Here is an 18,919-nt window from a genome sequence, read left to right on the forward strand (position 1 = left end):
CTGGTTCATTCCGGACCCAGGCTTCTTGTGTTCATGCTCTATTTATTACGTCTATCATAAATGGCATCACAAAGATCTACAGTAAACTGACCCGACATGCCTTCCAATGCGGTATTAGTGAAAGCGACGACACTGAGGCGTTGCTTGGGATCTACGAACCACGAATGACCATAAGTACCACCCATGCGCCAAGTACCCGGAGATTCTGGAGTGTCTGCGGCGACAGGATCCTTTAGTACCGTGATGCCTAGGCCAAAGCCTCGTCCTGGCCAGAAGGCCATTGGCAGATCACCGATCTGGTTGGTCGTCATATCGTGAACCAGTGACTCCGGTAGCAGCGGCGCTCCGCCCTTACGTAATGTTTCCAGCAGTTGCAAAAAATCTCCGGCGCTGCCGACCATGCCAGCTCCTCCAGAAGGATAGGCAGTAGTGTCAAGTGCTCGGCTAGGGGCAAGCAGGAACCCAGCCGTTCCCTCCACAAAGGCAATACTGTCGGGATCAAGTAAGGGCCGTGGCTCTGGAGTATCATTGGCATAGGAAGTGGCCAGCCGTTCTCGATCGACTGCAATAAAACCCGTGTCGCTCATGCCAAGCGGCTTGGTCACGAGTGAATGTACAGCCTCACTGAGCGGTGTTTTTGTGACCTTTGCAATTACTGCTCCCAGCACATCTGTCGCGATGGAATATTTCCACTCGGTACCTGGCGTATAAAGGAGGGGGACAGAGGCAAGACGGCGCAGGTTCTCTTCCAATGTGATGCCGGACTGATCCATACCATCTGATACCCCTGCTGACTGATAGGAACCCTTCTCTTCTTGGAAAAATCGGTAAGACAGGCCCGCGGTGTGCGTCATCAAATGACGAATCGTCAAGAAAGCGAACTCGCCATTCTGCAAACGCGGCTGAAACTCTGGAAGCCAACGATCAACGCGGTCGTCCAGTTGTAGACGACCTTGCGCAACTAATACTAGGGCTGCCGTTGAAACGATAGGTTTAGTAACTGAAGCGAGCCGGAATAAGGCATCTTCTCGCATAAGTCGGCCTAGCTCGCGGTCGGCAAAACCGGCAGCACGGCTATAAACCAGTTCCCCATCTATCGCCACTTTAATGACAGCACCGACCAAGCGCTTGTCAGCGAGGGTTCGATCGATTACTCTATCGATGCGACCTGATAAACATTCTGTAATTATTTTATTTGAATCCAATATACTCAACGGTCTTCATCCCTTCGGAATAGTTAAAGTCAAGAACACTTTACTATTGTAGGGTTATTATATATAACAAGTTATCTTGATTACATAAGGCAACTAAGCTAAATTAGCTTTATAACGGTTAATTACAATCTAGTTAATATAGAAAACCTTAAATTTAAAGGAGGCGATTTTGATGGACCATGTTGATAAGCAAATTCTTTTCCATCTTCAAAATCAAGCAAGAATTTCTATGACAGAGCTGGGGAAATGTGTCGGTTTATCGCAACCTGCGGTTACGGAGAGAGTTAGGCGTATGGAGGAAAAAGGCATCATCAGCGAATATCGCACCATAATTTCTCCTGAAAAGATTGGGAAACAAGCAGCTGCCTACATGTTATTTCATTCTAGGGATTGTAATGCATTCCTTGATTTCTGCCGCTCAAGTCCTGATGTCGTCGAATGTTACCGTATAAGTGGGGAACACAACTACTTATTGAAGGTAGTAACCAACTCTACACGAGCCCTCGAGGAGTTCGGAAATCAATGTGACAAATACGGTACTTACACGATTCTGATCGTGATGTCATCACCAATCGATCATAAATTTCTTATACCCTCGCTTGAAGAAGCAAGCCTAAACTTGCTGAGTTAGATTTTAAACATAATCCGTTAGCCTGTCGTAACAAAAAAAAGACTCTTCTATATAAATAGAGGAGTCTTTTTGGTTTAGATATTTTAATAAAAATGATTGCAGCTGCTCCTTTTTCGTAGATACATCATGGACTTTCTATCTTATAAGTCTGGCGGTATTTTAGTGGAGAAAGCCCGGTGATTACCTTAAATACCCGACCAAAGTGAGTCATATTATCAAATCCAACATTTTCAGCTATCTTGGCTACTTTAAAGGCAGTATTGATTAACAAGGCACGAGCTTCCTGGTGGCGATAAATATAAATAAGCAGCTCAAACATAAGTGTTTTTAAATAGAATTCATAGCCGGGAGGTTGCTTCGTAAATTCAGAGACCATTTTATTGAATAATTTCTCGATAAAGTTTTGTTCAGAACCATGAACCTGAACGGGTGGGAGATCAGTTCGAAGAAGTCCGGAAAAACCTGCAGGCCATTGGCTATCGGGAATGAGCTACCTTCCATAAACGGGTTAGAACAATGGTTAGTCTAGACCAACTATAAAATGAATTAAGTAGCTAAGCTAATGCCAGCATCGCCTAGTTTCCAACGGCAGGTCATTATCAGCTTCTCACCCTCCAGTTCGGCTGTCAGCGTGCCACCCATTTTATTCATTAGACTTTTGGCGATGGAGAGACCCAGCCCGGAAGCTTGAGAAGATCGGGTACGGTCTGCGGTATAGAATCGGTCAAATAAGAGGTTAATATCGCTTCCGACTAGTTCCTTCGCATCGTTTACTATTGTTAAGTCAGCTGTTTCCTGCTGTCGTTCGAAATGGATTTCTACATACCCGGTCGCATGTTTGACCGTATTGACAAGTAAATTTTCGACAACTCTCCGCACAGCGGATTCATCGGCGTATACGGATACATTTTCCTCAGGTAGCCGTATATCCGGTGTAATATTGCGTTCGTTGAAAGAATCGTAAAATCCGACCAGTATTTCCGAGAGTAGAGCCCTCATCCCAAGCTTTTCCGTATGTAGAGGATAATCTAGCGATTCGATCAAGGAAAGCTCAAAAAAATCATTCAGCAGCGCCTGCAGCCGTTTCGTCCGATTTTTAACGATGGCAACATATTCAAGTTTTTCATCAGGGGTAATTGACTCATCCTCCAACAGTTGAATATAACCGAAGATGGAGGTGAGGGGTGTACGGATATCATGTGAAATATTCGCCACAGCCTGACGGAATTCTTGTTCGACACGTTTTCGCTGGGCTTCCGCTTCGACGATTAAATCAGATTGACGATTGATTTGTCCCGCAAGCGCCTCAAGCTTCTGGTCGAATAGAGCCACATCAATTTTTTTACCGGATGCTCGCTCGTTGTAGGTATGCAATTGCTCTGTTATCCGCCCTAGTTCTCGCCTTAACATTAAGAAACGGAAAAGCAGGAGAGCTCCTGCCGCAAACAATATGATTGTCAGAATAAGCAACACTCTCCTGCACCCCCCATTTGTTATTTGATCTCTTTTCGGTGGAATACGAGAATACCGAGTACCCCGGAAACGGCTATTGTCAACAACGGCACGAGTAGAAGCGCTGGCCAATCTCCGCTGTCGATACTGGGCTTACCGATATCGCTCACCCGTTTGAAGATGGAATAATCGTACAAATTACTAAAGAAAGAGATCTTCGAACCTATACTAGCCAAAACCGTATCGATCATAAGGAAGAAAATCATTGAGAAGCCGATAGTTTTTCCGCTGTCGGTTAGGATTACGGTGAACAGCGCCCCGATGGCTGCGTAACCAGCCGTGTACAATAACGTTAGCCCGAGAGCTCGCGGTATGAAAAGTGTAGTGCTTCCTTCCGGCAGATGACCGAAGCCCGAAAGCAGCGTGACTTCGACTGTGCTGACAATAGGAAAGACGAGCGAAATCGCCATGGCTCCAACTGCGAATACGATTAGTTTTGCTGCGAACAGCCGCCCTCTGGTGTTGCCCGAAGAGGCGATCGTCTTCATGACCCCTGTGGAATATTCGTTAGAGATAAAGAATCCAGCCAGAATGGCTACGCCGAATTTAATAATGTAGGCATTGCTTGAAATAAAGGTAGTCAGAAATTCAGCGCCGGTGATCTGAGGTTCCCCATTGGAGCGATGATCAAAATAATATAGCAATGGGTAAGCAAGCGAGAGAACGGAAAGTGCCAATAGAAAAGTCCAAAATGATCTATTCTTACGGAGCTTGAAAAACTCCACTCTGATCAGATTATACATTTGGGTTCCCCCCAATCCGCTTTGTAAAATAACTTTCCAAGTCTTCACCCATAGGCATAAACTTCTCGATCTCGAGGCCAGCAGAGAATAAAGCAGTTGATACTTTGCCTGGCTGCTCAATACGGCTATACAACTTGATGGTTCCATCCTGCATCACTTCGAAATCGGCCGTACCCAGCTCGTTCTGAATGACGGCTGTTGCCTTGCCCGGATCATCCACTTTGATAAATAAATACTGCTGACATTTCTCGTTTAATTCCTCCGCAGTGAGTTGTTCAAGCAACTGACCGTGATGAATAATGCCATAATGACTTGCCATTAAATGCAGCTCACTTAGAATATGACTTGAGATCATTATCGTAATGCCTAGCTCACGGTTTAGTCGCTTGAGCAGTTCGCGCATTTCGACGACACCCATCGGATCCAACCCATTAGTTGGCTCGTCCAGAATCAGAAATTCGGGATCTCCCAGTAAGGCGATGGCAAGACCTAACCGCTGCTTCATTCCAAGTGAGAAATTTTTGGCTTTCTTCTTTCCGGCGCCCTGCAGTCCAACTTGCTCTAGCATTCTAGGAACACAATCTTTGCCGGGAATACCACGTAGAATCCGGTTTGCTTCTAAATTTTCACTCGCAGTCATATGGGGGAATAAAGCGGGACTCTCGATAATCGAGCCGATTCGCTTACGAGCCTGGATCAGGGCTTGCTCTTCACTGGCTCCGAACAGCTCGATCGTCCCCTGAGTCGGAAAAGCAAGTCCGGTCACAATCCGGATTAATGTTGATTTTCCGGCTCCATTTTGTCCAATAAAACCATAAATAGAGCCTTTACGGATTGACAAATTGACTTTGTCCAGCGCTGTATGGCCCTTGAACTTTTTGGATAGCTGATTTGTTTTTAATACATACTCGTACATCTCGTCTTGGCCTCCTTTTCGTGATAGACCAAGTATAGAATTGAAAACATAAGAAGAGCTAAAGCCAAATCTTAAGAATGTCTTAAGGCTTGAGCCGATAACCTATGCCCCATACCGTCTCGATAAATTCGCTTCCTGGTGCGGCCTTGGTTAGCTTGCTGCGCAAATTGCTCATATGGACATTGACCGTATTATCGTCCCCGTAATATGGTTCGTGCCAGACTCTTTCATACAAATTCGCTTTCGTAAACACCTTTTTGGGGGCTGACAAAAGTAACGAGAGAATTTCAAACTCTAGAGCTGTGAGCGTCAGTTCCACACCATTTGCCGTAATCGACATCGCCTCTCGATGAAGCACAAGACCCTGATGCTGGAGCACGTTAGGCAAAGCCGATTGCGTAATCCGCGAATACAAACGCAGATGAGAATCGATCCGTGCAGAGACTTCCTCAACGTCGAAGGGTTTCGTAATGAAATCATCCGCCCCCGCCCGCAGGGCAGACACCTTGGTCTGGGGCTCACCCTTGGCAGAAATGATAATTACCGACATATCATCCCGCCCGGCAATCTTCTCAAGTAGTTCCTCACCCGACATGCCTGGCAGCATCAGATCCAGTAGCAGCATGCTCCATTGACGTTGCTCCAGATAGAGAAGTGCCTCCGTTCCCGAGTAAGCAGGTTGGGGAATATAGCCGCTTTTCTTGATAATGTTGCACAGCAATCGGTTGATGTCGCTGTCGTCCTCAGCAACAAGAATATGTATCGGGTTATTCATTTAATCTCCTTTTTTTACCTGAAATAGGTCGTTGTTCGGATGAATGCCTATTAAATAGGATAGCAGGTTTTAGATTCTGTATCCAGATCCAGCCAATTTCTGCATTTTGGTTATTCAAATCTATATCACCGATTCTCGTGAGTTCATTTTTATATAAGAAAGAGACTCTTCTATTTAAATAGAGGAGTCCCTTTGCGATGTTAAGGTATTTAGATAAATAGATTATGACCCGACTGATCGGCTTGGCCGAGGTAATAACCAACGCCGCCGATTCCGACACCGTCAATCAGTTCTTCACGAGTGATGCCCATAAGATCCATGGACATTTGGCAGGCGACGATTTCCACACCTTGGTCGATAGCCATCTGAATCAATTCCTCCAAGGAAGAGATATTTTTGCTCTTCATAAGAGAGCGGATCATCTTCGAGCCCATGCCCATCATGTTCATATTTGAAAGCGTCAGCTTCCGGCTGCCGCGTGGCATCATGGCACCGAACATTTTTCCGATAAAGTTTTTGTTCACAGGCACCTTCTCATCCTTGCGGATAATATTGAGGCCCCAGAAGGTAAAGAACATTGTGACTTTTTTGCCGCTGGATGCTGCTCCGTTGGCAATGATGAAGGAAGCGATCGCTCTATCCAAATCCCCGCTAAAAACAACCATTGTGCTTGCATTGCTAGTTTGAATTACTTGTGCGCCTGCTCCGGTTGGTGCTGATGCTGAAGTCCCGATAACTCCTTTGCGCAGATAAGCTTCGATCATGCCAGTAGGCAGCTTTGTGAGCTGCAAAAGCGTATTGTTGGACATACGAGCCCAAGCCTTGATATCCTCATAAAATCCGGGATCGGAAGCAGTGACCTTCAGGACTTGCCCGTCCAAGAGCGGGTCCATGCTCATTTTAACTTGGATCAGCGGCCCTGGGCAGCACAGTCCGCAGGCATCAAGCACGGAATCAGGTGCTGTGAAAGCTGCAGCGTTAACGGTTGGTGTAACTGTGCCAGTTCCAGTCTCTGTCCCAGTTCCAATCCCAGTTTCAGTCTCAGTCTCCGTCATTGCTCCCGTTGCTGCGATTTCTTTACTGGCTGCTGGTGTACCAACGTTTGGCGTCAAGTTATCTTTTTTTTTAGGCGTAAATTGGATCATCTGATAGGTTTTATAACCGCCGGTCAGATTGTTCACACGGTAACCTTTTTGCTGTAAAATCCGGGAAGCGGTGTAGCCTCTGAGTCCAACTTGGCAATACACCCAAATTTCTTTACTAGAGTCAAGCTCGCTTAGCCGACTACGCAGATCATCCACAGGGATGTTAATAGACCCTTCAATATGACCATTAGCATGTTCGATTTCCGAACGTACGTCAACTAAAATGGTATTGTTTTTGTCACGACCTTCTAAATCCTTAGGGACGAATACCGTAGTCAAACCATGCAAAATATTTTCAGCAGCAAAGCCAGCCATATTCACCGGATCTTTAGCGGAAGAATAAGGAGGGGCATAAGATAGCTCCAACTCCGTCAAATCAGTGACCGTACCTCTAAAACGAATAACTGTAGCGATATCGTCGATACGTTTGTCTACACCACTGTAACCTACAGCTTGTGCTCCTAGCACCGTACCTTTTGGATCAAAAATCAGCTTCATAGATATCGGGGTTGCCCCCGGATAATAGGTTGCGTGTGAGCTTGGATGTATATAAATCACGTGATACGGCAGACCCAAACGTTGTAATGTTTTTTCGTTATTTCCGGTAGAAGCACCTGTGACTCCAAAAACCTTAATAATAGAAGTCCCTTGTGATCCTTTGTAAGTTGTGCCGAGACCACTGACGTTGTCCGCAGCAATCCGCCCTTGCTTATTGGCAGGACCAGCTAATGGAATGGCAGTTTTTGTTCCGTTTACGAAATCAACCACCTCAACCGCGTCACCTACAGCGAACACTTGATCCAGATTGGTCTCCATCCGCTCATTGACTAAAATATGGCCACGGGGACCGAATTCTAAGCCACTGTCCTTCAGAAAAGAGGTATCCGGAGAAACGCCGATAGCCAGCAGAACCATATCACTTTGCAGTACAGTGCCACTTGCTAATTGCACCTGTATTTGTTCTCCCACCTCAGCAAACCCTTGGACCATATCGGAAAAAATAAGATTAACGCCATGCTCGTCAAGTTCTTTTGCCAAAATAGAAGACATTTCAGTATCGAATGGAGCTAATATTTGTGGTCCTGCTTCAATTAAGGAAACTTCCAGACCAGCTTCTCTAAGATTCTCAGCCATTTCCACACCGATAAATCCACCACCGATCACCACGGCCGAACGTGTGCCTTCCGCAGCGACTTTAGCTTTGACTTTGTCAGTGTCGGGAATGTTACGCAACATGTGTATTTGGGAACTCTCGATACCGGGCAGATTCGGACGAATCGGTTTAGCACCTGGCGATAAAATAAGCGCATCATAACTCTCTTCATAGGAGCCTTTTTCTATGCTTTCTACTCGCACTTTTTTGTTCACAGGGTCGATAGACACTACTTCACTTTGAATCCGAACATCGATGTTAAAACGTTTGTGCATCGCCTCCGGTGTCTGCACCAGCAGCTTGGAGCGGTCCTGAATGGACCCGCCGATATAATAAGGAAGTCCACAATTGGCAAAAGAAATGTACGGATCACGCTCAAACATTACAATATGCGCATCTTCATCTAATCTCCGAAGTCGAGCGGCTGCTGACGCGCCTCCTGCAACACCGCCAACAATTAATACTTTTTTACTCATGATGACTTATTCCTCCCCTAAAAATAACTGAATCAGATGTTTGATTTTTTCGTCTTTAACAGAATAGTTAATCTCCAGCCCATTACGTTCGGTTTCAACGATGCCTAGTGATCTAAGCTTCTGTAAATGCTGGGACACCGTAGATTGTGGAAGATCGAGGCAGTCCTGCATGAAGCTCACGTTGCAGCTGCCCTTTTCCAGAAGTCCTTTAATGATGCACAAGCGCACGGGATGAGCTATAGCCTTTAAGGTTTCGGCGGTTTGGTTATAGGCTTTGAAATTTTTGTCCATGGTAACGAACACCTCGCTTTACAATATCCTTATATCGTAATATTATGATATAGTGATATGAAAATCAAGTTATTTTTATAAAGGTGAAGGAGAGATGCTCGATGTCTTTTGAAATTTCAAAGGAAATTACCCCACAGCAAGTGGCGGAACGCTTGAAGAATGGCGAAACTCTTACCATGTTGGATATACGCGAACCCGCCGAATGGGTGGAGGGACATGTAATGGGTGCTAAACATATTCCGCTTGGACAGCTATTGATGCGCACAGATGAACTGGATTCTCATGGCGAGATAATTGTGATGTGCTTAAGTGGTGGCCGTAGTGGACTGGCTTGTGAGCTGCTGAGTGAAAAGGGGTATAACGTTGTGAACATGACGGGTGGATTAGGCGCTTGGACGGATGATTTTTTGGTGCGGGAGTAATGATATGAGCATGATGGTTCGGATCCTACTGAGTATTTTAATTGTCTTTAGTATTGTGAGGTTTTTGCGTTATGCTTGGCCTGTTCGTTCACTTACTTATATAGAAGTCCGTGAGGTTCGCGAATTAGCGGATCAATCATTGGCTATGAAAATGCTCGATGTCAGGGATGCCGTTGATTACCAGAAGGACAGTATCCGTGGTTCGATAAATATTTCGCTGGGGCGATTACCCTATGTCTGGCAGCACTGTCTATCTCCGGGCGACTCGGTTCTAATTCTTGCAGGAAGTTACTACAAAAGAAATAAAGCCGCGCGAATTCTTTATAAGCAGGGATTTCGTAAGCTATATGCGGTAAATGGTGATTTGTTAGGGAACAAAAGAACGCTCTCCGACATTTCTGTGAAAGGTTGTTGTGAAGGATAATGGATAATGGATTTAAGGTCATTGATTTCCCGTCTCGGGTTGAAGCTGGGGTGTCGAAGTCAGGGTGACGATGGAATGATCTCTTTTGATGCCTATGGGCAAGGCGCTCGGCCTGCACATTTGCTAGGTGAGGGAAGGCAGTGAAGAGGGAGCAATATGTCACTCTAGTTGAGCCGCTATATTAATGTTGCTAAGTTATGATGTTGTAGCTAGATCAATAAATTAATGTTGCTAAGTCGCGATGTTGTGGCTAGGTCGCTATATCAATGTAGCTAAGTCGCGATGTTGTAGCTAGGCCGCTAAGTCAATGTAGCTAAGTCGCGATGTTGTAGCTAGGCCCGCTAAGTCAATGTAACTAAGTCGCAATGTTGTAGCTAGGCCGCTAAGTCAATGTAGCTAAGTCACGATGTTGTAGCTAGGCCGCTAAATCAATGTAGCTAAGTCACGATGTTGTAGCTAGGCCGCTAAATCAATGTAGCTAAGTCGCAATGTTGTAGCTAGGCTGCTAAGTCAATGTAACTAAGTCGCAATCCAGTCAGCCTCATCTCGAACTCAGTTTTAATTGCATTTTGTGCAGTTAAACTTCAGTAGTTTTAGGAAAAGTAACAGTTAACTGCACTTTGTACATCTAAATTTGATCATTTACGCTTAACTACCTAATGTTTCCCTTTTTAGTTGTAGAAAGTACAACTAAATGGACTTTTAGGGGGATAAGAGTTAAATAGTTGCATGAAATACAATTAAATAGAAAAAGCACAGGTCGATAGCCAGTGAATAGTGGAGAATGGGAGACGATTTCGGACAATTTCAAAAAGGTAGGACGAATAATATTATTCTAGCGGAACTTAGTCAAACCGAGATTACTTTAACTGAACCTACTATACAAAACCTACCTATATTGAGCTAAATCTAGTCGTCTAACTCAAATGTAGTTTACTTAACCAAGATTGCTCTTGCTGAGTTAATTCTAACTGAACTGTAGTGATCTAACTGTAACTGAACCTTGTAATGAACTAACTCTAGCTGAACTAACTATAGTGATCTAACTGTAGCTGGACTACTGTAGTGATCTAACTCAAGCTGAACTTACTGTAGTGATCTAACTCAAGCTGAACTTACAGCAGTGATCTAACTCTAACTGGACTTACTGTAGTGATCTGACTCTAGCTGAACTCACTGTAGTGATCTGACTCTAGCTGAACTTACTTTAATGCAATATACTTTAACCAATGTGATTTTTTAATAGGTAAGCAAATTTATCTCGAGTGCTATCGTTGAATGTAGAGTGTCATTGACAGCATAAGAAGGCGAATACTATACTTCTGAGTAATAGGACGAAGTACGTCCCGCATCCATAATTGGGTGCGGGATTTTTTTATGCCAAGGAGGAGGAGAACGTTATGGGGTTTACGGAAGAACATCGTAAGTGGGTGGAAGATCATATTAGTCGAAGAACGGGAGAAAGACGGGGGAGATTGGAGCGGGGACATGGGCATGGTGAGCGAATGTTTGCGGAGAAGGTCTGGTGGCCAATGATGGGTCATTTTAATGATCTTCATCCTGAATATGAAGTGTTGGATTGGCGGGGATGGCCTTATTTTGTTGATTATGCGTGGAAGCCTGGGCAGGTTAAGTTTGCTTTTGAGGTAAAAGGTTACGGCCCACATGTGCAAAACACAGATCGGACGCGTTATCGGCAGGAATTGAATCGAGAGACTTATCTACAAATCGCGGGTTATCGGGTAGTGGCGATACCATATGATGATCTGGAAGCGAGTCCTGAGAATACTATTTTTTTGTTGAGATCATTACTGATGCCGTACCTCGCTTTAAGGACAGAAGAGAAGGAGGCGTTTAGTCGACTGGAGCGTGATATTTTGCAAATTGCGGTGCGTTCGAACGGGGACATTCGGCCTGTTGATTTGGTGAGAGAGCTTGGCATTGATCTGCGTACAGTTAGGAAATGTATGAGGTCACTTTGTGAGAAAGGTAAGTTTAAGCCGATAGTTTCCCAGGTGAGTGGGAGGGTTTGTCGCTATGAATATGTACATTCACTTAACGATATTCAGCTGTGGTGAATAAACGGTATAAATCCCGTAGATTGGAGGCGTGCAGCGGGAATCGAGCAAATGAACGGTATAAATCCCGCAGATTGGAGGCGTGGAGCGAGAATTGAGCAAATGAACGGTATAAATCCCGCAGATTGTGGGTGGGGAGCGGGAATCGAGCAAATGTGCGGTATAAATCCCGTAGATTGGAGGCGTGGAGCGAGAAGTGAGCAAATGAACGGTATAAATCCCGTAGATTGCGGGCGTGGAGCGAGAATAGGGCAAATGAACGGTATAAATCCCGTAGATTGCGGGCGTGGAGCGAGAATAGGGCAAATGAACGGTATAAATCCCGTAGATTGGAGGCGTGCAGCGAGAATTGAGCAAATGAACGGTAAAAATCCCGTAGAGTGTGGGCGTGCAGCGATAATTGAGCAAATGAACGGTAAAAATCCCGTAGAGTGTGGGCGTGGAGCGAGAAGTGAGCAAATGAACGGTATAAATCCCGTAGATTGTGTGCGTGGAGCGGGAATTGGGCAAATGAACGGTATAAATCCCGTAGATTGTTGAGATGGAGCGAATAATGAGCAAACCCATGCACTCACACTCACATCATCCCCCCCTAAATCTCTAATTATGACCTGATTTCTATTTAGATTGTTAAGGTGTTGCGGAGGAGGGGAATCTTCTATGATTAGATGGATAGGACGTATGGGTGTTTTTTCGAAGGATTGTCCTCGAGAATGAATGAAACCGCTATCAACAAGAGACGAAGGAGCGATTTTGATGGGAACAGATATAGCTAAATATCCATTTCAACAGATTGATTTACCTTTAAATGAGCGAGTGCAGGATCTGATCTCCAGACTAACACTTGATGAAAAAGTAAGCCTGATGCCTCAGTATCAAGCTGCCATAGAGCGTTTGGGTGTTGGGGCCTACAAGCATGGTACGGAAGCGGCGCACGGGATTTCTTGGCTTGGAAAAGCAACTTCTTTTCCTCAGCCGAGCGGATTGGCTTGTACTTGGAATCCAGAGCTGCTGAAGGAGATTGGTTCGGCCATCGGAGATGAAGCTAGAGCCTTTTACAAAAAGAATCCAACGGTGAACGGTCTGACGTTATGGGCGCCAACGGTGGATATGGAACGTGACCCGCGTTGGGGAAGAACCGAGGAAGCTTACGGCGAAGATCCAGAGTTGACCGGACGCCTCAGCACCTCACTTGTGAAGGGAATCCAGGGTGATCACCCGGTCTATTTGAAAGCGGTAGCAACGCTGAAGCATTTCCTCGGCAACAATAATGAGATTGAACGCGGGAACTGCTCCGCGAGTATTGATCCGAGAAATATGCGGGAGTATTATCTGGAAGCGTTTAAGCCTGCTTTTCAAGAAGGTGGCGCACAGTCCATGATGACCGCTTATAACTCGGTGAATGGCGTACCTGTTATTCTTCATCCGGCAGTAATGGATGTGGTCAAAGGCGAATGGGAAATGGATGGCTTTATCGTAAGCGATGCCGGCGATCTTTTTGGGATTGTGAAGGATCACAAGTATTATGAATCTTTTGCACAATCGATGGCTGAATCTATCAAAAATGGAATTGACAGCGTAACAGAAGAAACCGCAGAGACAATCAAGGTTCTTCACGAAGCACTAGACCAAGGCCTCTTAGCAGAGGAAGATTTGGATCGTGCGCTTGCCAACACTTTCAGAGTTCGTTTCCGTCTGGGAGAGTTCGATCCGGCTGAAGGGAACCCATACGCAGCAATCGACGATTCCGTTATACTTAGCAAAAAACATACCGCACTCTCCTTGGAAGCAGCGAAACAATCGATAGTATTGTTGAAGAATGACCAAGGTACATTGCCATTGAACAAAAGCAGTCTGAGCAAATTGGCGATTATTGGTCCGCTTGGTGATGAAGCCTTTAGAGACTGGTATTCTGGCACTTTACCTTATGGAGTGACTCCGCTGCAGGGGGTTAGCAAAAAGCTGCCTGGTAAACACGTTACTTTTGAGAGTGGCGCAGATCAGATCATTCTTACTTCAGCCGCAAACGGCCAAGCCATTGGAATCACAGGTGAGGACGGAAGACTGGCTGTACAGCATGACATAGCGGAGCACGGAGAATTGTTCCAACATACAGCCTGGGGCTGGACTAGCAATACTCTGAAGGCGACAAGTCGTGGCCAGTATGTAACTTTAAGCGAAGCAGAGACTCTCACAGCATCTGCTGATGAAATTTACGGCTGGTTTGTAAAAGAATCGATTAACATCGTTCCGGAAGGCGAAGATACGGTATCTTTGCGGACCTGGAATGATAAAATGATCTCGGTGAATCCGGAAAATGGAACGCTGCAAGTGGCAGATCAGGATGCCAATGCGCAAGCAGGTCTTTTTAAAAAGAACATCGTAACTAACGGCATAGAGGCTGCAGTAGAAGCTGCCAAGGCTGCTGAAATCGCTGTGGTTTTTGTGGGCAACCATCCACTCCTTAACGGAAAAGAAGAAATCGACAGACCGGATATTGTGCTTCCAGAGGAGCAAGAGCGACTGGTCAAGGCTGTCTATGCAGCGAACCCGAATACAGTTGTAGTCATTGTCGGCAGTTACCCGATAACTTCCACTTGGATTGACGAGAACATCCCGGCTGTATTGTATACCTCCCACAGTGGACAAGAGCTGGGCAATGCGGTGGCAGAAGTTCTTTTCGGCGATTACAGTCCTTCCGGCAAGCTGAACATGACTTGGTTCCGTTCTGTAGAACAGCTGCCTGAGCTGATGGATTATGATATTATCAAAGGCAAAAGAACATATATGTACTTTGACGGAGAGCCACTGTATGCGTTTGGACACGGCTTAAGTTATGCCCAAATTTCCTACAGCAACCTAAGCCTAAGCGCTAAGGAGCTGCAAGCGAATGAGACGCTGAAAATTTCTGTTCAAGTAGAGAATACAGGCGTTGTTGATGGGGACGAAGTGGTGCAGCTTTATGTGCAAGCTCTGAATTCCCGGGTCAAACGTCCGATTAAACAGTTGAAGGGTTTTGAAAAAGTAAACCTAACCGCAGGTCAATCGCAAACCCTAGAGTTTACGTTACCGGTTGCCGAGCTGGCATTCTGGGATGTTACCCGTGAGCAATATTGCGTGGAAAATGGAGAGTACATGGTTCTGATCGGCCGTTCATCTGCTGATATCCAATTATCCGCTCAACTATCAGTTCAAGGGGACGTTATTCCGTCGCGTAATCTGTATATCAATACCAAAGCAGAGAATTACGATGACTACGAAGGCGTATATCTGGACGAGTGCAAAGCAGGCGATGCATCCATACATCCGGTAAAAGATGGCGCTTGGATTGCTTTTAAAGATGTATTGTTCGAGCAAGGGGCAGGTGCTTTTGAAGCCTTGGTATCCTCTGCAAAAGGAGGCACCCTTGAGATCAGAACGGGCAGCCCAGCAGGGAAGCTGGTTGGATCTGTGACTGTACCGTCGGGTGGCGTGTTGCAGCAGTGGAACACACTTACTGGTGAAGTGTCCGTGGAATCTGAAACTACCGATGTTTATCTCATCTTTAATGGTGAGGTACTGCTTAGCCGTTTTCAATTTAATCAATAAGATAAGCTAGAACGCTCCGTGCCGAAAAGTTATTAAGCCAAACTCAAGCTAAAATTCTCAGTATCATAAATGAGCATTAAAAAAAGGGCATTCCTGAAGGATCAGGAATGTCCTTTTCTTTTCGTTTCTTTTCAATTAATCACAACCGCCCCCGCCAGCATCTCCACCCCCACCGAAGTCTCCACCGCCACTATGTCCGCCGTCTCCACCCCAGCTATGCCCCCCGCTGTCAGGTCCAGAATGGTGATGCGAGTGATCTCCGTGGTGATTATGGTGGTGGTTAGAATGATTAGAGTGGTTTGGATCCAGCAGATCCGGATGACTGGCAGCCATAAAAGACATGTTGGCGGCATCATTTTGCCTATTTCTATCAAAGGTACTTTTGTTTGAGCTCGAGCCATTACGTATTACGGCTTGTATAATAATAAATACAGCAACACCTACAAATAGTATCCCAAAAACCATAACGAACCGCTCCCTTCAACTCCAAAAATTAGTTACTAGCTGCTTTCGTCAAAAACTCAAGATTTCTGTAAAAAATACTCCCATAATTCCAGCCCAGATAAGGCTCGGGAATTTGTATATGGTTCACATTCACATTCATGTCTTCGCGTATCAATGATTCGCTAATATGGATTATATCATTTATATACCGTTTTATTTGCTGTAGATAATGTTTTTGAGTAACGGGCCCATGACCGGGAACAATTATGTTCACATCTAAGCGCTCGACATAAGTAAGTGCCTCCAACCAGGATAAGGGATTACCGTCTACTACTAATGGATGATTATCAACTGCGACAATATCTCCAACAAAAGCTAAAGAATCGGATGGAGAAAATAGAATAGAATCGCATTCCGTATGGGCAGTACCCACCGATAGGAGTTCAACGGTCCTTGCCGAGCCATGTATAGTCATTTTGCGGTCATAAGTTAGTTAGGGAAGGGTTACTTCAAGCGTTAGTATAGACTCTTTGATTTCTTGTAAATAACCTATTTGCGAAAGGAGCTCTCGTTGTTTGGAATCGTTCAGTTTGAGCTCGAGAGATGTATTAAGCTTCGTAAGATCTTCTTCAAGATTAGGAAGCAGTTTCTTCATTCGGGCAAGCCAGTCTGGTTGAGTTTTTATCATGAGCTCTCTAGTTCTACTGGAGGATATGATTACTTCATCCGAGAAGAATTGGTTCCCTCTAACGTGGTCTCCATGCCAATGGCTGTTGACGATGTATCTGATAGGTTTATTAAAATAATACAGAGCGGCATCCCTAAGATCTTTGCCAGCTTGTGGAGTGTTGAATGTATCAAAGATTAATGTGTAATCACCCATATCTATCAAACCGGCATTACTCATGGCTCCGCCTTGCTCCTTCGCTTCAAGGCAATAAATGCCTTCCACTAGAGGGACGCAGTTAAAATGTCTGGAAAGAAACATGAATTAACCTCTTTTCCTAGATAATCGAATGAAATTTATATCTATTTTATAATTTTATGGAATTTTATACTGTGATTTAATTACGCTCGGAATAGAAAAGGTTGCTTTTATACGCCCGATTTGCTACCATACGATGTAACTTAATCATTTATTTGTTTTCTAGGGTTCCGCAGCGGGTGCACAGCTGGTCTGGTCCGAGGGAAAACGCACGAACATTAAGTTTGTGTCTACACGGAGGGATAAAAGCCCGGGAGGTATCGCCATTTGGCGATGACCTTCCGGGCTTATTTGTTTGTCCGTGGGCAATCATAAGTTATGGAGAATTGAAGGAGGGCTTGAAATGAAAAAGAATTCAGAGTGGCTGAAGGTAGTTGGCGCTGCGATTTTCGAAGTCATGTGGGTCATAGGTTTAAAGCATGCTTCAAGCGTGTGGGAGTGGCTGATCACAGTTGTAGCCATAATCATAAGTTTCTATGTCATTATTTCAGCAAGCAGTAAATTACCGGTGGGTACCGTATATTCTGTATTTGTTGGGCTGGGAACCGCAGGAACAGTCATTGCGGACATGGTTTTATTCGGTGAACCCTTCAAGCTAATGAAGCTGGTACTGGTGGTTATTTTGCTGGCAGGAGTTATAGGTCTGAAAATGGTAACTAACGAAACCAAAGATATCAAAGAAACTGAAATAAAGGGGGAGTCTTAAATGGCATGGGCATTTTTGGTTGTTGCAGGATTGTTTGAAATGTTCGGAGTGGCTATGATCAACAGGTTGAATAAATACCGGAATCTGCAGTCGTTTTTGCTGCTCTTCCTTGGTTTTGGAGGAAGTTTTCTTTTTCTATCATTTGCAATGAAAAGTTTGCCTATGGGCACAGCTTATGCGGTATGGACGGGGATCGGTGCATCCGGTGGAGCAATTTTGGGGATGCTTTTATATGGGGAGGCCAAAGACTGGCGGCGGGTTATCTGTATTTTTATGATACTGGGAGCCGCAGTGGGGCTGAAGTTGATAGCGTAGTTAGCAACCAATTTGTTGCTTTTTCTCTCCTAAAGGAAAGATAAGTTATAAATTAGACACGATTCAGATGTTTCGAAAGGGTCATAAAGGTCGTATAAAGTAAGTATACAATTTATCGGTAAGGAGATTTTTACAATGACTAAGGATTCAATCGAGCATTTGGCTGAAATTGTGAAAGTGAACCGAGCTAACCGCATGCTGCTTCCAGACGGTACCTCTGTGCCTAGAATAGGACAGGGAACTTGGAATATGGGTGATGATGCTTCCCGTAGAGAGGAAGAAATTGCTGCTCTTAGATTAGGCGTGGAATTAGGCATGGATTTGATAGATACGGCGGAGATGTATGGGGAAGGAAACTCAGAGCTTTTAGTAGGTGACGCTATTAAAGGAATTCGGGATGACGTTTTTCTGGTATCCAAAGTATACCCACATAATGCCGGCAACGAGAATCTTATTCGCAGCTGTGAAGAAAGCTTGCAACGACTGAATACGGATCATCTGGATCTCTATTTACTGCACTGGCGGGGAGATATTCCGCTTGAAGTGACTGTGGAAGGCATGGAGAAACTGGTCTCTCAAGGTAAAATAGCAAGATGGGGTGTATCGAACCTCGATGTTGACGATATGAAAGAGCTGCTTAGTATAGCTGGGGGGACTCACTGTGCTATGAATCAGGTGCTGTATCATTTAGGGTCGAGGGGCATCGAAGCTGAATTGCTGCCATGGCAGAAAAGTCACCGCATGCCCGTAATGGCGTACTCTCCGCTTGCACAAGCAGGCGCGCTCCGCAAAGGGGTTATCGAGAGTGAGGCAGTTCAGGAAATTGCCCGTGTTCATAACGCAACCCCACTACAAATTATGTTAGCTTGGACGATCCGCGAGGAGGACATCATTACGATTCCAAAAGCTTCTTCACGTGAGCATGTAATTGAGAATGCTGCTGCAGGTTTAATTACGCTGAGTGAAGAAGAAAGATGGAAGCTGGATGAGGCTTTCCCGATACCTTCGTGGAAAGTGCCGTTGGATATGAGTTGATATAGCTGTCTGAGAATTGTCAAAGAGCTCGCCGTTGAGGCGGGCTTTTTTTATATGAAAAGAGAT

The 18,919-nt window shown here is 45.0% G+C and carries 19 protein-coding genes and 1 riboswitch; of the genes, 9 read left to right on the plus strand and 10 right to left on the minus strand.

The features are described from left to right. Positions 1-38: 38 nt before the first annotated feature. The gene (locus NSQ55_RS07415) at positions 39-1,214 is read right to left on the minus strand and encodes a serine hydrolase domain-containing protein (RefSeq protein WP_339172337.1); all 1,176 of its coding nucleotides are present in this window, start codon (positions 1,212-1,214) and stop codon (positions 39-41) included. A 172-nt stretch (positions 1,215-1,386) separates the two neighbouring features. Here NSQ55_RS07415 and NSQ55_RS07420 point away from each other — a divergent pair, with 172 nt between their 5' ends. Then, positions 1,387-1,845: an Lrp/AsnC family transcriptional regulator gene (locus tag NSQ55_RS07420; RefSeq protein WP_076220451.1), complete on the plus strand. Its 459-nt coding sequence runs from the start codon at positions 1,387-1,389 to the stop codon at positions 1,843-1,845. 546 nt (positions 1,846-2,391) lie between these two features. On the opposite strand, the gene NSQ55_RS07425 is transcribed toward NSQ55_RS07420, so the two are convergent. The 6 genes from NSQ55_RS07425 to NSQ55_RS07450 all read right to left on the minus strand — a co-directional run bounded on the left by NSQ55_RS07425 (position 2,392) and on the right by NSQ55_RS07450 (position 8,856). Further along, positions 2,392-3,318 (minus strand): HAMP domain-containing sensor histidine kinase, encoded by a 927-nt coding sequence (locus tag NSQ55_RS07425; RefSeq protein ID WP_339172342.1) that lies wholly within the window; start codon positions 3,316-3,318, stop codon positions 2,392-2,394. Positions 3,319-3,338: 20 nt separating this feature from the next. Continuing rightward, positions 3,339-4,100 (minus strand): ABC transporter permease, encoded by a 762-nt coding sequence (locus NSQ55_RS07430; RefSeq protein ID WP_076141190.1) that lies wholly within the window; start codon positions 4,098-4,100, stop codon positions 3,339-3,341. Next, positions 4,093-5,016: an ABC transporter ATP-binding protein gene (locus tag NSQ55_RS07435; RefSeq protein ID WP_076279587.1), complete on the minus strand. Its 924-nt coding sequence runs from the start codon at positions 5,014-5,016 to the stop codon at positions 4,093-4,095. The genes NSQ55_RS07430 and NSQ55_RS07435 overlap by 8 nt, the downstream gene beginning before the upstream one ends. A gap of 82 nt (positions 5,017-5,098) precedes the next feature. Further along, positions 5,099-5,791, minus strand: a complete 693-nt coding sequence (locus NSQ55_RS07440; protein ID WP_076125214.1) for a response regulator transcription factor — start codon at positions 5,789-5,791, stop codon at positions 5,099-5,101. A gap of 209 nt (positions 5,792-6,000) precedes the next feature. Further along, positions 6,001-8,565 (minus strand): FAD-dependent oxidoreductase, encoded by a 2,565-nt coding sequence (locus NSQ55_RS07445; protein ID WP_339172349.1) that lies wholly within the window; start codon positions 8,563-8,565, stop codon positions 6,001-6,003. Between the two features lie 6 nt (positions 8,566-8,571). Further along, complete coding sequence (locus tag NSQ55_RS07450) at positions 8,572-8,856, minus strand: metalloregulator ArsR/SmtB family transcription factor (protein ID WP_036675735.1); 285 nt, start codon at positions 8,854-8,856, stop codon at positions 8,572-8,574. A gap of 101 nt (positions 8,857-8,957) precedes the next feature. Between NSQ55_RS07450 and NSQ55_RS07455 the strand changes: the two genes are divergently transcribed. From NSQ55_RS07455 to NSQ55_RS07470, 4 genes are all read left to right on the plus strand, one after another. After that, positions 8,958-9,278, plus strand: a complete 321-nt coding sequence (locus NSQ55_RS07455; RefSeq protein WP_076125210.1) for a rhodanese-like domain-containing protein — start codon at positions 8,958-8,960, stop codon at positions 9,276-9,278. Between the two features lie 4 nt (positions 9,279-9,282). Beyond that, the gene (locus NSQ55_RS07460; protein ID WP_076185312.1) at positions 9,283-9,702 is read left to right on the plus strand and encodes a rhodanese-like domain-containing protein; all 420 of its coding nucleotides are present in this window, start codon (positions 9,283-9,285) and stop codon (positions 9,700-9,702) included. Positions 9,703-9,708: 6 nt separating this feature from the next. Beyond that, positions 9,709-9,846, plus strand: a complete 138-nt coding sequence (locus NSQ55_RS07465) for a hypothetical protein (RefSeq protein WP_339172356.1) — start codon at positions 9,709-9,711, stop codon at positions 9,844-9,846. 1,256 nt (positions 9,847-11,102) lie between these two features. Beyond that, positions 11,103-11,780: a winged helix-turn-helix domain-containing protein gene (locus tag NSQ55_RS07470; RefSeq protein ID WP_339172359.1), complete on the plus strand. Its 678-nt coding sequence runs from the start codon at positions 11,103-11,105 to the stop codon at positions 11,778-11,780. Here the strand turns inward: NSQ55_RS07470 and NSQ55_RS07475 are convergent. Beyond that, positions 11,754-12,347: a hypothetical protein gene (locus tag NSQ55_RS07475; RefSeq protein ID WP_339172362.1), complete on the minus strand. Its 594-nt coding sequence runs from the start codon at positions 12,345-12,347 to the stop codon at positions 11,754-11,756. The genes NSQ55_RS07470 and NSQ55_RS07475 overlap by 27 nt on opposite strands. A gap of 189 nt (positions 12,348-12,536) precedes the next feature. On the opposite strand from NSQ55_RS07475, the gene NSQ55_RS07480 reads away from it, so the two are divergent. Continuing rightward, entirely contained in the window at positions 12,537-15,368 is a 2,832-nt protein-coding gene (locus NSQ55_RS07480) for a glycoside hydrolase family 3 protein (protein WP_076301935.1), read from the plus strand. Between the two features lie 135 nt (positions 15,369-15,503). Here NSQ55_RS07480 and NSQ55_RS07485 read toward each other — a convergent pair whose 3' ends face one another. Further along, a complete protein-coding gene (locus tag NSQ55_RS07485) occupies positions 15,504-15,833 on the minus strand; it encodes a hypothetical protein (protein ID WP_339172364.1) in 330 nt (109 codons plus the stop codon). Positions 15,834-16,305: 472 nt separating this feature from the next. After that, positions 16,306-16,800: an MBL fold metallo-hydrolase gene (locus tag NSQ55_RS07490; RefSeq protein WP_339172366.1), complete on the minus strand. Its 495-nt coding sequence runs from the start codon at positions 16,798-16,800 to the stop codon at positions 16,306-16,308. A gap of 148 nt (positions 16,801-16,948) precedes the next feature. Continuing rightward, positions 16,949-17,056: riboswitch (guanidine-I (ykkC/yxkD leader) on the plus strand. Between the two features lie 84 nt (positions 17,057-17,140). Here NSQ55_RS07490 and NSQ55_RS07495 point away from each other — a divergent pair. The 3 genes from NSQ55_RS07495 (at position 17,141) to NSQ55_RS07505 (ending at position 18,853) form a co-directional block, all read left to right on the plus strand. Beyond that, positions 17,141-17,503 (plus strand): multidrug efflux SMR transporter, encoded by a 363-nt coding sequence (locus NSQ55_RS07495; RefSeq protein ID WP_036675723.1) that lies wholly within the window; start codon positions 17,141-17,143, stop codon positions 17,501-17,503. After that, positions 17,504-17,818 carry a multidrug efflux SMR transporter gene (locus NSQ55_RS07500; protein ID WP_076125196.1) on the plus strand — a complete coding sequence of 105 codons (315 nt, stop codon included), beginning with the start codon at positions 17,504-17,506 and terminating at the stop codon, positions 17,816-17,818. A gap of 135 nt (positions 17,819-17,953) precedes the next feature. Next, positions 17,954-18,853 (plus strand): aldo/keto reductase, encoded by a 900-nt coding sequence (locus NSQ55_RS07505; RefSeq protein ID WP_076098851.1) that lies wholly within the window; start codon positions 17,954-17,956, stop codon positions 18,851-18,853. The last annotated feature ends 66 nt before the right edge of the window (positions 18,854-18,919 follow it).

It is taken from the genome of Paenibacillus sp. FSL H7-0943 (genome assembly GCF_037963265.1).
Taxonomy (GTDB): Bacteria; Bacillota; Bacilli; order Paenibacillales; family Paenibacillaceae; genus Paenibacillus_AQ; species Paenibacillus_AQ odorifer.

Bases quoted from the DNA above. Each gene is read 5' to 3' on its own strand.
- NSQ55_RS07420 (WP_076220451.1), top strand. From the start codon at position 1,387: ATGGACCATGTTGATAAGCAAATTCTTTTCCATCTTCAAAATCAAGCA.
- NSQ55_RS07430 (WP_076141190.1), bottom strand. From the start codon at position 4,100: ATGTATAATCTGATCAGAGTGGAGTTTTTCAAGCTCCGTAAGAATAGA.
- NSQ55_RS07435 (WP_076279587.1), bottom strand. From the start codon at position 5,016: ATGTACGAGTATGTATTAAAAACAAATCAGCTATCCAAAAAGTTCAAG.
- NSQ55_RS07440 (WP_076125214.1), bottom strand. From the start codon at position 5,791: ATGAATAACCCGATACATATTCTTGTTGCTGAGGACGACAGCGACATC.
- NSQ55_RS07445 (WP_339172349.1), bottom strand. From the start codon at position 8,565: ATGAGTAAAAAAGTATTAATTGTTGGCGGTGTTGCAGGAGGCGCGTCA.
- NSQ55_RS07450 (WP_036675735.1), bottom strand. From the start codon at position 8,856: ATGGACAAAAATTTCAAAGCCTATAACCAAACCGCCGAAACCTTAAAG.
- NSQ55_RS07455 (WP_076125210.1), top strand. From the start codon at position 8,958: ATGTCTTTTGAAATTTCAAAGGAAATTACCCCACAGCAAGTGGCGGAA.
- NSQ55_RS07460 (WP_076185312.1), top strand. From the start codon at position 9,283: ATGAGCATGATGGTTCGGATCCTACTGAGTATTTTAATTGTCTTTAGT.
- NSQ55_RS07465 (WP_339172356.1), top strand. From the start codon at position 9,709: ATGGATTTAAGGTCATTGATTTCCCGTCTCGGGTTGAAGCTGGGGTGT.
- NSQ55_RS07470 (WP_339172359.1), top strand. From the start codon at position 11,103: ATGGGGTTTACGGAAGAACATCGTAAGTGGGTGGAAGATCATATTAGT.
- NSQ55_RS07475 (WP_339172362.1), bottom strand. From the start codon at position 12,347: ATGGGTTTGCTCATTATTCGCTCCATCTCAACAATCTACGGGATTTAT.
- NSQ55_RS07480 (WP_076301935.1), top strand. From the start codon at position 12,537: ATGGGAACAGATATAGCTAAATATCCATTTCAACAGATTGATTTACCT.
- NSQ55_RS07485 (WP_339172364.1), bottom strand. From the start codon at position 15,833: ATGGTTTTTGGGATACTATTTGTAGGTGTTGCTGTATTTATTATTATA.
- NSQ55_RS07490 (WP_339172366.1), bottom strand. From the start codon at position 16,800: ATGTTTCTTTCCAGACATTTTAACTGCGTCCCTCTAGTGGAAGGCATT.
- NSQ55_RS07495 (WP_036675723.1), top strand. From the start codon at position 17,141: ATGAAAAAGAATTCAGAGTGGCTGAAGGTAGTTGGCGCTGCGATTTTC.
- NSQ55_RS07500 (WP_076125196.1), top strand. From the start codon at position 17,504: ATGGCATGGGCATTTTTGGTTGTTGCAGGATTGTTTGAAATGTTCGGA.
- NSQ55_RS07505 (WP_076098851.1), top strand. From the start codon at position 17,954: ATGACTAAGGATTCAATCGAGCATTTGGCTGAAATTGTGAAAGTGAAC.